This window comes from Amorphoplanes friuliensis DSM 7358, assembly GCF_000494755.1.
GTDB lineage: Bacteria > Actinomycetota > Actinomycetes > Mycobacteriales > Micromonosporaceae > Actinoplanes > Actinoplanes friuliensis.
Genome location: NC_022657.1, coordinates 7,191,378 through 7,204,371, shown reverse-complemented (window position 1 = coordinate 7,204,371; position 12,994 = coordinate 7,191,378). Strand labels below are relative to the sequence as shown.

11 protein-coding genes are annotated in these 12,994 nt (G+C 72.6%); 6 read left to right on the top strand and 5 right to left on the bottom strand.

The genetic code is table 11. From position 1 onward, the window contains the following. The first annotated feature begins 22 nt into the window (after window positions 1–22). From kynA to AFR_RS33220, 4 genes are read left to right on the top strand one after another with little or no spacing between them, the layout of a single operon-like run. Complete coding sequence (gene kynA, locus AFR_RS33235; protein WP_023561212.1) at window positions 23–880, top strand: tryptophan 2,3-dioxygenase; 858 nt, start codon at window positions 23–25, stop codon at window positions 878–880. After that, window positions 877–2,106, top strand: a complete 1,230-nt coding sequence (gene kynU, locus AFR_RS33230; RefSeq protein ID WP_023561211.1) for a kynureninase — start codon at window positions 877–879, stop codon at window positions 2,104–2,106. Before kynA ends, kynU begins: the two co-directional genes overlap by 4 nt. Further along, window positions 2,103–3,089: an amidohydrolase family protein gene (locus AFR_RS33225; RefSeq protein WP_023561210.1), complete on the top strand. Its 987-nt coding sequence runs from the start codon at window positions 2,103–2,105 to the stop codon at window positions 3,087–3,089. The genes kynU and AFR_RS33225 overlap by 4 nt, the downstream gene beginning before the upstream one ends. A 9-nt stretch (window positions 3,090–3,098) precedes the next feature. Next, on the top strand, window positions 3,099–3,914 hold the full coding sequence (locus AFR_RS33220) for an SDR family oxidoreductase (protein WP_023561209.1): 816 nt from the start codon (window positions 3,099–3,101) through the stop codon (window positions 3,912–3,914). On the opposite strand, the gene AFR_RS33215 is transcribed toward AFR_RS33220, so the two are convergent. The 3 genes from AFR_RS33215 to AFR_RS33205 are packed head-to-tail and all read right to left on the bottom strand — an operon-like array spanning window position 3,904 to window position 8,638. After that, window positions 3,904–4,923 carry a Gfo/Idh/MocA family protein gene (locus AFR_RS33215; protein ID WP_023561208.1) on the bottom strand — a complete coding sequence of 340 codons (1,020 nt, stop codon included), beginning with the start codon at window positions 4,921–4,923 and terminating at the stop codon, window positions 3,904–3,906. The genes AFR_RS33220 and AFR_RS33215 overlap by 11 nt on opposite strands. Window positions 4,924–4,933: 10 nt before the next feature. After that, complete coding sequence (locus AFR_RS44190; protein ID WP_023561207.1) at window positions 4,934–7,186, bottom strand: putative bifunctional diguanylate cyclase/phosphodiesterase; 2,253 nt, start codon at window positions 7,184–7,186, stop codon at window positions 4,934–4,936. Window positions 7,187–7,189: 3 nt separating this feature from the next. Next, complete coding sequence (locus AFR_RS33205; RefSeq protein ID WP_023561206.1) at window positions 7,190–8,638, bottom strand: GGDEF domain-containing protein; 1,449 nt, start codon at window positions 8,636–8,638, stop codon at window positions 7,190–7,192. A 99-nt stretch (window positions 8,639–8,737) separates the two neighbouring features. Between AFR_RS33205 and AFR_RS44185 the strand changes: the two genes are divergently transcribed. Beyond that, a complete protein-coding gene (locus tag AFR_RS44185) occupies window positions 8,738–9,559 on the top strand; it encodes a methyltransferase domain-containing protein (protein WP_023561205.1) in 822 nt (273 codons plus the stop codon). Window positions 9,560–9,719: 160 nt separating this feature from the next. Here AFR_RS44185 and AFR_RS33195 read toward each other — a convergent pair whose 3' ends face one another. After that, on the bottom strand, window positions 9,720–10,388 hold the full coding sequence (locus AFR_RS33195) for a YqeB family protein (protein ID WP_041841332.1): 669 nt from the start codon (window positions 10,386–10,388) through the stop codon (window positions 9,720–9,722). A 131-nt stretch (window positions 10,389–10,519) separates the two neighbouring features. Here AFR_RS33195 and AFR_RS33190 point away from each other — a divergent pair, with 131 nt between their 5' ends. Further along, on the top strand, window positions 10,520–11,626 hold the full coding sequence (locus AFR_RS33190; RefSeq protein ID WP_023561203.1) for a sensor histidine kinase: 1,107 nt from the start codon (window positions 10,520–10,522) through the stop codon (window positions 11,624–11,626). A 164-nt stretch (window positions 11,627–11,790) separates the two neighbouring features. On the opposite strand, the gene AFR_RS33185 is transcribed toward AFR_RS33190, so the two are convergent. Next, window positions 11,791–12,897: a lactonase family protein gene (locus AFR_RS33185; RefSeq protein ID WP_023561202.1), complete on the bottom strand. Its 1,107-nt coding sequence runs from the start codon at window positions 12,895–12,897 to the stop codon at window positions 11,791–11,793. Window positions 12,898–12,994: the final 97 nt, after the last annotated feature.

Sequence of the window (12,994 nt, the reverse complement as noted above, 5' to 3'; positions counted from 1 at the left end):
GAATCATCTGAGGAGGACAACGATGTCGTCGAACCAACGGCCACTGGAGGCCGGGATCGTCCGTGACTTCAAGGTCAACCTGTCGTACGGGCGATATCTGCAGCTCGATCAGGTCCTGTCGGCGCAGCATCCCGTCAGCGTGCCCGAGCACCACGACGAGCTGCTCTTCATCCTGCAGCACCAGACCTCGGAGCTCTGGCTCAAGCTGGTCCTGCACGAGCTGCGCGCCGTGCAGCGGCAGCTGGCCGCCGACGACCTGCGGCCGGCGCTCAAGGGGCTGGCCCGGGTCAAGCACATCCAGCGCTGCCTGACCGAGCAGTGGTCGGTGCTGGCCACCCTCACCCCGTCGGAGTACGCCGAGTTCCGCAGCTTCCTCGGCACGTCGTCGGGCTTCCAGTCGTACCAGTACCGTGCGGTCGAGTTCCTGCTCGGCAACAAGGACCGCCGCATGCTGTCGATCTTCGACGACGACCCGGCGGCGAAGGAGCTGCTGACCGCCGCGCTGGAGGCCCCGAGCGTCTACGACGAGTTCCTGCGCTACCTGGCGCGGGCCGGTCACGACGTGCCGGTCGAGCTGCTGAAGCGTGACGTGACCCAGCCGTACACGTTCCACGACGACCTGGTGCCGGTGTTCGTCAAGATCTACGAGAACGCCGACACCTACTGGGAGGCGTACGAGGCGTGCGAGGAGCTCGTCGACCTCGAGGAGAATTTCCAGCTGTGGCGGTTCCGGCACCTCAAGACCGTGGAGCGCACCATCGGCGTCAAACGGGGCACCGGTGGCTCCAGCGGTGTCGACTTCCTCCGTAAGGCCCTCGAGCTCACCTTCTTCCCGGAGCTCTACGCCGTCCGTACCGAGATCGGGGTGGCACACGCGTGACCGACGACCTGCTGAAGCGGGCCGAGGCGCTGGACGCCGCCGACCCGCTCGCCCACCTGCGCGAGCGCTTCCTCACCCCGGACGGCTTCGACGTCGTCTCCTACCTGGACGGCAATTCGCTGGGCCGGCCGCTGCAGGCCACCGCGCAGCTCCTCGACAGTTTTGTCCGCGAGCAGTGGGCCGGGCGCCTCATCCGCGGCTGGACCGACGGCTGGATGGAGTGGCCGCTGCAGCTCGGTGACCGCCTCGGCGCCGTCGCCCTCGGTGCCGCCGCCGGTCAGGTGGTGGTCGCGGACTCCACGACGGTGCTGCTCTACAAGCTCTCGCGTGCGGCCGTCGACGCCCGTCCCGGCCGCCGCAAGATCGTCCTGGACACCGACAACTTCCCCACCGACCGGTACGTGCTGGAGGGCATCGCCGCCGAACGGGGGCTGTCGCTGACGTGGATCGAGACGGATCCCGCCACCGGCATCAGGCCCGAGCAGGTCGCCGAGGTGGTCGACGAGGACACCGCGCTGGTGCTGTTCAGCCACGTCGCGTACAGGTCGGGATGGCTGGCGGACACGGCCGAGATCAACCGGATCGCCCACGCGGCCGGCGCCCTGACACTCTGGGACCTGAGCCATTCCGTGGGCTCGGTCGACGTGCACCTCGACGAGTGGGGTGCGGACCTGGCGGTGGGGTGCACGTACAAGTACCTGAACGGCGGCCCGGGTGCTCCCGCCTTCGCCTATCTGCGGCGGGAGCTGCAGGGTGAGCTGCGTCAGCCGATCCAGGGCTGGATGGGTCACCGGGCGTCGTTCGAGATGGGCCCGGGACACGAGCCCGCCGAGGGTGCGCGGGCGCTGCTCAGCGGCACCCCGCCGATCCTCGCGATGGTCCCCCTGCACGCCAACCTCGACCTGCTCGCCGAGGCCGGCATCGAGGCGGTACGCGCCAAGTCGGTCCTGCTCACCGGTTACGTCCTCGACCTGGCGGACGAGTGGCTGGCGCCGCTCGGCGTCGAGGTGGTCAGCCCGCGTGACGCCGCCCGCCGTGGCGGTCACGTGACGTTGCGGCGCCCCGGCTTCGAGCAGTTGCTGGAGAGCCTCTGGGACAACGGTGTCATCCCCGACTACCGCCGGCCGGACGGCATCCGGGTCGGTCCCGCCCCGCTGAGCACCAGCTTCGCGGAGGTGCACCGCGGCCTGTCCGTCCTGCGGGCACTGCTCGAGAAGCAGCCGTGACCTGGGTCGTCGCCGACACGATCTGGTGGGACGGGCGTGTCCACCGGGAGTCGGCGCTGTGCCTCACACCGGGTGCTCGGAAGGTCGTGCCGGTGGCAGAGGTCCCGGCCGGTGAGCCGCGGCGGCGGGTGCCCGGTGCGGTGCTGCCCGGCCTCTGCGACGCGCACGTGCACTCCGCGCTGATCGATCTGCCGACGCTGCGGGCGGGCGGGATCGCGTACGTGTGGGATCTGGGCGGTGTCCCGGCTGCCGTCGCCGCGTGGGCCGGCCGATTCCCCATGCGGTACGCCGGACCATTTTTGATCGCTCCGGGCGGTTATCCCAGCGACCGCTCGTGGGCGCCGGCCGGGAGCTGCCGGGAGGTGCTGTCGGCCGGCGACGCCGCCGCGGCGGTGGCCGAGGTGGTGGCCGTGGGTGCCACCCTGGTCAAGGTCACCGCCCACGCCGGCGGCCCGTTGCTCCCGCCCGCGACGCTGGAAGCGCTGGTGTCGGCCGCCCACACCGCCGGTCTCCCGGTGGTCGTGCACGCCGAGGGGCCGGGAACGGTGGTAGCCGCCTACCGTGCGGGCGCTGACCTGCTCGCCCACACGCCGTGGACGTCGGCGCTCGACGCCGGCCTCGTGCGGGACGCGGCCGCGCGCATGACCTGGATCAGCACCCTGGACATCCACGGCCGGGACACACCGACGCCGGCGTGGGAGACGGCGCTCGGCAATCTCCGGCTTTTCCTCGAGCACGGCGGAAAGGTCCGGTACGGCACCGATCTCGGCAACGGCCCGCTGCCGCCGGGGATCAACGTGCGGGAGCTCCGGGCGCTGCAGAGCGCGGGCCTGGACCCCGCTTCGGTGCTGGCCACGATGACCGAAGCTGATCACGCGGAACCGACCTGGCTCCCCGCCGGGCTCGATCTCGACCCGGAGACGTTCGCCGGCTCCCTGGCCACCGCCCGGGTCCTGACCCCGGAGGTCCGGCCCAGGGTGTAGAAAGACGGCATGATCGTGGTGACCGGGGCGAGCGGACAGCTGGGCGGCCGGGTGGCTGCCCGCCTGGCCGAGGCCGGAGAGCAGCAGCGACTGGTCGTGCGTGATCCGGCCCGGGCGCCGGCACTGGCCGGGGCCGAGGTCGCCGTGGCGGAGTTCGGCGACCCGGATGCCGTGCGCCGGGCCCTCGACGGCGCCGGAACCGTCCTGATGGTGTCGGCCTCCGAAACGCCCGACCGGGTCGACCGGCACAAGGCCTTCGTCGACGCCGCGGTGGCGGCCGGGGCCGGGCACCTCGTCTACACGTCGTTCTTCGGTGCCGCGCCCGACGCCGTGTTCACGCTGGCCCGGGACCACTGGGCGACCGAGGAGCACATCCGGGCGAGCGGCCTGCCGTTCACCTTCCTGCGCGACAACCTCTACGCCGACTTCCTGCCGTTCCTGGTCGGCGACGACGGTGTCATCCGCGGTCCCGGCGGTGACGGCCGGGCAGCGGTGGTGGCGCAGGACGACATCGCCGACGCCGCTGTCGCCGTGCTGCGGGATCCCGCAGCGCACACCGGTCGGACCTACGACCTGACAGGGCCCGAGGCGCTCAGCTTCGCGGACCTGGCGGCGATCCTCACGACCTCCACCGGACGCGCGGTCACCTACCACGACGAGACCCTGGCCGAGGCTTACGCGTCACGGGCGAAGTACGGCGCACCGGACTGGCAGGTCGACGCGTGGGTCAGCACCTACACCGCGGTGGCCGCCGGGCAGCTGGAGGCGGTCAGCACCGCGGTGGCCGACCTGACGGGCAGGCCGGCGACACCCTTCAGAGGCTGACGGACCGACCGGTGGTGGCGCTGGTGCGGGCGGCGTCGAGGACGTCCATGTTGCGGACCGAGTCCCACGGGTCGACCGGCAGCGGACCCTCGCCGCGGACCGCCGCGGCGAAGGCCGGGTAGAAGCTGTCCCACCGGCCGCGTTCGCTGCGGACCGGAGCGCCGGTCGCACCCCGGTAGAGCCGGCCCCAGGCGTGCTCGGGCTCGACACCCCAGCGCTCGCCGAGGTCGGCGGGGGAGCGGCCGGCCTTGAGCGCGGCCTCCTGGCCGTCGATGCCGTCGACGATGTAGGTGCCCGTCGTGCCGCTGACGCGGAAGCGCGGACCGGGTGCCGCCTGACGCCAGCTGCCCCACAGGTGCGACTCGACGCCGCTCTCGTGGTGCAGGGCCACGAAGACGTCGTCGTCACGGTCGCCGTCGCCGCGCATCTCGGCGTACACGCGGGTGGACGGGCCGAAGAGCAGGTGGGCCTGGTCGACCAGGTGGGCGCCGAAGTCGAGGAGGGTGCCGCCGCCCGCCGCGGGCGGCTCGCGGTCCGGGGACCAGCGCTCGAAGCGCGACTCGAAGCGGCGGATCTCACCGAGCGCGCCCTCGCCGATCAGGCGCTGCAGGGTCAGCAGATCGGAGTCCCAGCGCCGGTTCTGGTAGACGGTGAGCAGCACACCCGCCTCGCCGGCGAGGGTGGTCACCTCACGGGCCGCGGCGGCTTCGAGCGCGAACGGCTTGTCGACAACCACGGCCAGGCCGAGCTCGACGGCCTCCCGGGCCAGCGGGACGTGGGTCGCCGCGGGTGTCGAGATCGCGACGGCCTGCACACCGGCCGCGGCGAGATCCGCGAGGGAGTCGTACGCCGCGACACCGGGATGGGCCTTCGCCAGCTCGGCGCGGCGTTCCGGGGAACGGGTCACGACGCCCGCAAATTCGACGCCGTCAGCCGACGCGAGCAGGGGTGCGTGGAAGATGCGCCCACCCGAGCCGTAACCCACCAGACCGATCCGTGTTGCCGTCATGTTACGGATCTTACGGGCGTGGGGCCCGCCACAGCGCGGGGGAGGCCCCGGCGGCCAGCAGGCCGGCCAGCTCCGCGGCGTCCAGCCGGCCGGCGATCAGGTCGCCCTGCGCCGCCGTGGCCGTGCTCCGGCGCAACAGGTCGAGCTGCTCGGGCTGCTCGACACCCTGCACGACGGTCTCGGTGCCGAGCAGGCCGCCCACCGACAGGACCAGATCGAGCGCCGCCGGGTCACCGGTCAGGAACGAGCCGTCGACCTTCAGCTGGTGGATCGGGAACGAGCGCAGCGAGGCGAGCGACACGTACCCGGTGCCGAAATCGTCCAGCGCGATCCGGACACCGTGCCCGGCGAGCCGGTCGAGCTGGGTGCGTGCCCGCGGATCGTCGATGTGCTCCGACTCGACGATCTCCAGCGTCAACCGCCCCGCCGCGAGCCCGCACTCCGCGAGCGTCGCCAGGACCGTGTCGCCGAAGCGCGGATCGAGCAGCTGATGAGCGCTGAGATTGATGCCCAGGCGCAGCGTTCCGCCGCCGGGCAGTGCCGCGATCTCCTCCGCCACGGTACGCAGGAAGTAGCCCGTCACCCCGGCCAGATCCCCGGTGCGCTCCGCCAGGGCCAGCAACTCGCGGCAGGGCACACTGCCCATGCTCGGGTGCCGCCACTCGATCAGCGCCTCGACGCCGGCCCACTCACCCGTACGGAGATCGAGGTAGGGCTGGTACCAGACGGCGATCTCCCCGCGCCCGATCGCGTACGGGAGCTGGTCCTCGAGGGTCCGGTGCCGTGCCACCTCACCGTGCTCGCCGGAGGTGAACACCTCGACACGGCTCTTGCCGCGGGCCTTGGCGGCGTACATGGCGATGTCGGCGCGGCGGGTGAGTTCGGCGGCCGAGACGCCGGCCTCGGTCAGGGCGACACCGATGCTGGCGCCGACGGAGACGGTGACTTCCTTCAGGCGTACGGGCTCGACCAGCCGGGCGCAGAGTTCCGTGGCCACGCGCTCGGCCGTGGCCGGGGTGTCGAGGTCCTTGAGCAGCAGCACGAACTCGTCGCCGCCGAGGCGTCCCGCGACGGACCCGGGCCCGCCGGTGGTGGTGATGCGCCCGGCCACGGCGAGCAGCAACTCGTCGCCGGCCCCGTGCCCGTACACGTCGTTGACCTGCTTGAAGTCGTCCAGGTCGATGGTGAGCAGGGCGACCGCGCCGGGCTCACCCGCGTCGACGGCCGCGGCCAGCTCGCCGAAGAACTTCCCGCGGGTCGGCAGCTGGGTCAGGTTGTCGTGGTTGGCCCGGTGGTCCAGCTCGGCGTGCGAGACGCGGCTCGCCTCACCCAGGCTGATCTGCGTGGTCAGCGTGCGGAACGTGTCGACGACGTCCGGAGCCGGCTTCCGACGGCTGCCCAGCAGGCGGTACCGGCCCGGCGCCGCCTCCTCCACGTCCCAGAAGCGCAACTCCGGGCCGGTCAGGTGGTCCTGCGGTGCGATGAGCACCTCCTCCGGCAGGACGGTGCCGGCGGCGACCGGGTGGCCGAAGGCGATCAGCACGACCAGACCCCGGGGCTCACGCTGCACAGCGAGGTAGACGGTGTCCGGGCTCAGCCCGGTGAGAACCTCGGCGGTCTCGGCGCCGACCCGGTGGACCGTGGCGAGGTCCGGTGCGGCCAGGATCCGCCCGCCGGCACGGGCCAGGGCGGCCTCACGGGCGGAGGCGAGTTCCTGGCGGATCAGCGCGGTGTAGATGGCCCGGGTCATCGCCGTCATCAGCACCACCTGGGGTGTGGCCTGGAGGATCAGCGCCACCGTGACGCCGGTGCCGGTCCCGCCCACGGCAGGCGACAGCAGGATCGCGGCCGGGACAGCGCCCAGCCCGATCAGCGACCGGACCGCCCAGGACCGGAACGAGCCGTGCAGCGACTGGACCACCAGCAGCACGATGATCGGACCGATCGTGGCGATCGGGTCCACGAAGGCCGATCCGGCGAAGGTGATCAGCGCGGGCAGCACCACCGGATCCCAGACGAACGTGCGCCCGCGGACGTAGGTGGTGGCGATCGCGAGGGCCGACAGCAGGAGCGCGGCCCGGGCGCCGTTGTCCCACAGCGCCGATCCCGTGGCGCCACCGATGAGTCCCAGCTGCCCGACGAGGCTCAGACAGGCGACACCGGCCGCGCCGAGCCGGACCCGGCCCAGCATCGTCCCGGGGAGCCGCGCGAGCAAACGTTCCACCTTCGCCTGTTCGGTCGTGACCACGGCGATCTGAGGCATCCGTCAGGCGTGCTGCAGGGGTGCCGGAGTGCCGAAGAGTTCGACCCCGTTCTTGCCCTCGGCCTTGGCGGCGTACATCGCGAGGTCGGCCCGGCGGGTGAGCTCGCCGGTGCCCACGCCGGGCTCGGCGAGGGCGATGCCGATCGAGGCGCCGGCGCTCACGGTGGTCCCGGTCAGGCGGGCCGGGGCGACGATGCGGCCGCACAGCCCGCGGGCCAGGGCCAGCGCGTCGGACGGGCCCGTGATGCCGGTGAGCAGCAGGGCGAACTCGTCACCGCCGAACCGGGCCGCGGTGCTGCCGGGCCCACCGGCGGCCACGATCCGCCCGGCGATCTCGATCAGCAGTTCGTCACCCGTGGCGTGGCCGTGGGTGTCGTTGACCGCTTTGAAGTCGTCCAGGTCGATCAGGAGCAGGGCGACGCTGCCGGGCTCCCCGGCGGCTGTCGCGGCTTCCAGCTCACGGAAGAACTTCGCGCGGGTGGGCAGGCCGGTGAGGTGATCGTGGTGGGCGCGGTGGTCGAGCTCGGCGTAGGACCGGCAGGCGGTCTCACCCAGCACGACCTGGTTGGAGATCGTGCGGAACGCGGCGACCACGTCGTCGGGCACCGGGCCGACCCCGCCGATCAGCTGATGCAGGTCGGCCGAGAAGGTCTCGATCCGCCAGTACCGGTGACCGGGCACAAGAACGCCGAGAGCGTCCGGGTCCTCGACCACTGAGTCGGGTACGGCCCGGTGCCGCAGCGACTCGGGGAGACCGGCGAAGTTCGCCACGAAGAGCCCTTCGGCGCCGCGGCGCAGGATGACCATGACCGTGCCGGGAGTCAGCGCGATGATCTCCTCGGCCGCCACGACACCCAGCCGCCGGACCTCCGCGACCTCGGTGACGCCGATCATCCGGCTGCCCGCCCGGGCCAGCACGGCCTCCCGGGCGCTGTCGCGTTCCTGCCGCCGCAGCGCCAGGTAGATCCCGCGCATCATGACGCTCATGAGCAACAGCTGCGGCACCGCCGCGAGCACCGTGGTGGAGTGCCAGGACACCTCCCGGCCGAGCGAATCCGGTGAGATCGCGACGGCGGCGGGCACGGCCAGAAAACCTCCGACGGTACGCACGACCCACAGCCAGAGCGGGCCGTAGAGCGACAGCACCAGCGCGACGGCCGTGGCGAGCGCGATCGTGGCCAGCGGGTCCTCGAGCCCCGAGCCGCCCACCAGGACGAGGACGGGCAGGGTCAGCGAATCCCACCAGGGCGCCTTGCCCCGCGAGTGGGTCAGCACGACCGCCGCCATGATCAGCAGGATGGACAGGAACGCGGCGAGGTTCCAGCTCGGCGGCCGGCTCTCGTTGCCCACCTGGAACAGGTCGGTCACCAGCGCCAGGCAGCTGATGACCGTCGCCGCCAGGCGGGTACGCCCCAGGTTGCCGGCGGGCAGCAGCTGCCGGACGCGGATCATGCCTCCTCGTTCGGCGGGTACACCCGTTAGTGAAGGGTTCCGTGTCGGAAGGTTGACGGCGCGTCACGGCGTGGCCCGCACCGAGCCACTATCGGTGCCATGGAGCCCGCACAGCTGGACCGCACGCCCTTCGCGGACCTCGACTCGATGCCCCCGGCCATGCTGGCGATGCTGGTCGCCGCGCTCGAGGGGATGTCCCGTCATCCCGAGATCCGCCGTGTCCGCAACACGGCGTGGGAGGCGCTGCGCCCGGCGCCCGGGCAACGGCTGCTCGACGCGGGCTGCGGCGCGGGTGACGTGGCCCGCGCCCTGGCGGTCGCGGTGTCACCCGGTGGGGAGGTCGTGGCGCTCGATCATTCCGCGGCGACGCTGTCCGCGGCCCGCGACCGGCACGACGGCGGCGCGATCCGGTACGTGACCGGCGACGTCTCCTCCCTGGACCTCCCCGACGACAGCTTCGACGGCGTGTGGTGCGAGCGGGTGCTCCAGCACGTCGACGACGCCGACGTGGCGATCGGCGAGCTGATCCGGGTCACGCGCCCCGGCGGCCGGGTCTGCCTGATCGACACCGACTGGGGTTCGCTGGCCTTCGACGGTGTGGACGCCAACCTGGCCCGGACGATCGTCGCCCACATGCACGGCCGGCTCACCCCGCGCCAGGTCGACATGGGCCGCACCCTGCGCCGGCGCCTGGTCGGTTACGGCCTCCACGACCTCCAGGCGACCCCGGTGACCTGCTACTTCCCCGACCCGGCGTCGGCCGCCGTGGTGCTGCCGATGGTCAACCCGGACGTACCGCAGGAGGCCTGGATGACACCGGAGGGTCTGCGGGAGCGCTGGTTCGACCAGGTCGACCAGGCCGGCGACGACGGCGAGTTCCTGGCCGTCCTCACGATCTGGGTCGTCGCCGCCACGGTTTAGGGCCTGTCCTGCCAATCTTGACGGCCCGCGCCGGGCCCAGCTTCCGCCTCGCTGCGCGGGCCGGAAGGCCACATACAACACCGGTATGCGACCTCCCGGCCCACTGGCGACGCGAAACCTGGACCTCGCCGCGACCTCGCCAAGATCGGCAGGACAGACCCTAGCCCGTCGCGCGGAAGTGCTGGCGTTTTTTCTCGTCGCGGACGACAAAGCCGAGGCGGGCCAGCTCGGCGCGCAGGTCCTTGGCGTCGTCGCTGTCGCCGCGGTCCAGTGCCTGCTGCCGGGCGGCGAAGACGGCCTCCGCCTCGGCCGGCAGATCGGGCAGGTTCGGGACCCAGCGGCGGTAGGCATCTGCGTACGGGTCCTGGTCGGACCAGGCCGGGCCGAACACGCCTGCGAGCCGCCGCGGTGACACGTTGAACGGTTCGCGGGCGAGTTCACGGCCGGTACGCCCGAGCAGCACCAGCTGGTCGCGTTCGCGGTAGGCCACGGTCACGTCGGCGCGCGGCAGCGTGCGGGTGGTGCCGGGCCGGGTCAGGGTCACCTCCGTGCCGGACATGCGGACGGTCAGGGACTCCCGGTCGGCGAGGAACGCCAGCACCAGCCCGGCGATCGTGCCCAGGGCGAGGGCGCCGATCGTCGACTCGGGCTCGGGCAGGCGTTCGGCCAGCTTGAACGGGCCGCGCATCGGCAGGAACGGGATGCGCAGGATCCACTCCGGGAGCTGGTGCACCACCCAGCCCACGCCGGCGCCGGCGACGGGCAGCGCCACCCACATCGCCGCCCGCGCCCACATCGGTGTTCCCACCGCTCTCGTTTCGTCGATCACGTCAGCAGAGTCTTCGCGGGGCGGGCGCGCGCCGGATACGGGCAGCTGTCGCGTTCGCGTCGACCAAAGTCGACGGGGTGGTCGCCAACCGGCCACTGCGCGGGGCGGCAGCGGCACAGTACGGTCCTGGCATGAGGCACCGGCTGCTCGAAGGGGTCCTGGCAGTCGTCGCGATGCTGCTGGGGAGCTTCTTCCTGTGGACCTCGATCTCCGAGGGCGACGGCTGGCCGATCCTGGTGGAGGTCGTGGCGGGTGCCGTCGCGGTCACCGCCCTGCTCCTGCTCCGTCGCAGCCGGCCGGTCACTCTCGCGTTTCTCCTCATCCCGATGGGGCTGGTCTTCGGCCTGCCGATGGGTGCGACACCGATCGCTCTCTTCGCGGTCGCCCTGCACCGGCCGGCCCGGATCGCCGCCGGGATGACCGCCCTGCACTCGCTGTCGCTGACCGGCTTCTACCTGGCGGTGCTCGGCCCGACGCGCCTCTTCTACGAGTCGGTGACTTTCCTGGTGCTCCTGCACGTCATCCTGGTCGCCGTGGCGATGCTGGTCCGATCGCAGCGCCAGCTCGTGCACTCGTGGTCGGAGCGGGCCCGGCAGGCCGAGCAGGGCCAGCAGCTGCGGATCGAGCAGGCCCGCCTGGCCGAGCGTGAGCGGATCGCCCGGGAGATGCACGACGTGCTCGCCCACCGCATCTCCTTGCTGGCCGTCCATGCCGGCGCCCTGGAGGTACGCCGGGACGCGCCGGACACCGAACGGGAAGCCGCCGGGGTGATCCGGCAGAGTGCGTTCGAGGCCCTGGAGGAGTTGCGCGGGGTCATCGGCATGTTGCGCGAGCCCGTTGTGGACGATCGCCCGCAGCCGACCCTCGCCGACGTGCCGGCCCTGGTCGACCAGTCCCGCGACGCCGGGGAGCAGGTGGACCTGGACCTGGACGCCACCGGCCCGGTGCCCGCCGGAGTGGGGCGGCACGCCTACCGGATCGTGCAGGAGGCGCTGACCAACGCCCGCAAGCACGCGCCGGGCGCCCGCGTCCGGGTGGCGGTCACCGGCCACGCCGAGCAGGGCCTGGTCGTGGAGGTCGGCAACCCGCTGGTGGCCGGTGGCCCGGTGCTGCCGGGAGCGGGCGCCGGACTGGTCGGGATCGGCGAGCGGGTGCAGCTCGCCGGTGGCCGCCTGGAGCACGGCCCGACCACCACCGGCGAGTTCCACCTGCGCGCCTGGCTCCCGTGGACACCATGAGACCGCCCCAGGATCCGCGCGCCAGGCCCGGATCAGATCAGAGTCTGCGCGGCGCCGGGCCCGGGTCAGATCAGGGTCTGCGCGGCGCCGGGCCGGGGTCGGATCAGGACCTGCGCTGCGCCGGGTCCCGGCCGAATCGGGGTCTGCGCCGCCCCGGGCGGGGGTCAGATCAGGATTTGGGCTGCCCCGGGCGCCGGGAACGAGCCGGCGACCGCACCGGGCACACCGGTGGTGGTGTCGATCGGCAGCCAGGTGACCGTGCCGGAGCGCTGGTTGGCGACGTAGAGGCGTTCGCCCGCCGGGTCGAGGGCCAGGTGCCGCGGCCAGTCCCCGCCGCAGGACGGCGCGGCGACCCGGGTGAGGGTCGCACCCTCGTCGCTGGTCGCGAAGACGCCGACGGTGTTGGTGCCGCGGTTGCTGAGGTAGACGAAGCGCCCGTCGGCCGACACGACGATCTCGCCCGGATAGTTCGTGACACCGGTGTCCGGCGCGGCCTCGATGACCTGGCCGGGCTTGAGGACGCCGTCCTCCCACGCGCAGACGGTGACGGTCGAGTCGAGCTCGCCGGCCACGTAGGCGAAGGCGCCCCCGGGGTGGAAGGCCAGGTGCCGGGGTCCGCTGCCCGGTGCCAGCACGGTCCGCGCGACCTCGTCGAGCGTGCCCGCCGCGCTGTCCAGCGTGTAGGTGAAGACGGTGTCGACGCCCAGGTCGACCGCGAGGACGTACGCACCCGTGGGGTCGATCACGACCTGGTGGGCGTGGGACTGGCGGCCGTTGATGCCCTGCCGGCGGGTGTCGCTGGCCGCGGCCACGGTCCCGTCGGGGTTGATCGGGTGGGTGACGACCGCGCCGCCGCCGTAGAGCGACACGAAGAGGAAGCGGCCCTCGGGGTGGACGGCGAGGTGGGCCGGGCCGTTGCCGGTGGGGGTCGTGCCGAGCAGTTCGAGCCCGGGAGCAAGGGTGTTGACCGTGCCGGCGTTCTGCTCGCTGATGGCGTAGAGGATGTCGCTGACGGGGCCGGTTGCGAGCCAGGACGCCTCAGTGACCGCCGCGGTGCTCGCCTCGGCGACCGGTGTGCCCGTCTCCGCGTCGAGGTGGCCGGCCTGAATGCCCGGGCCGCCGGCGGAGGTGTAGGTCCCCAGGTGGAACGGCACCGCGTCGTCGGCGGAGGCCGGCAGAGCCGCCAGCGCGGTGCCACCGGCAGCCGCGGTGAACGCGGCAGCGCCGCTCAGCTTGAGAAGTCCCCGGCGTGTGGTCCTCGATCCATCCATGCACGTCAATCTAGCGAGAGAAGCCGATCTTGACGACAGCGGGTGCTGATCCCGGCGCGAAGGTCCGTGTGCTGCTCGTCGACGACGACGCACTCGT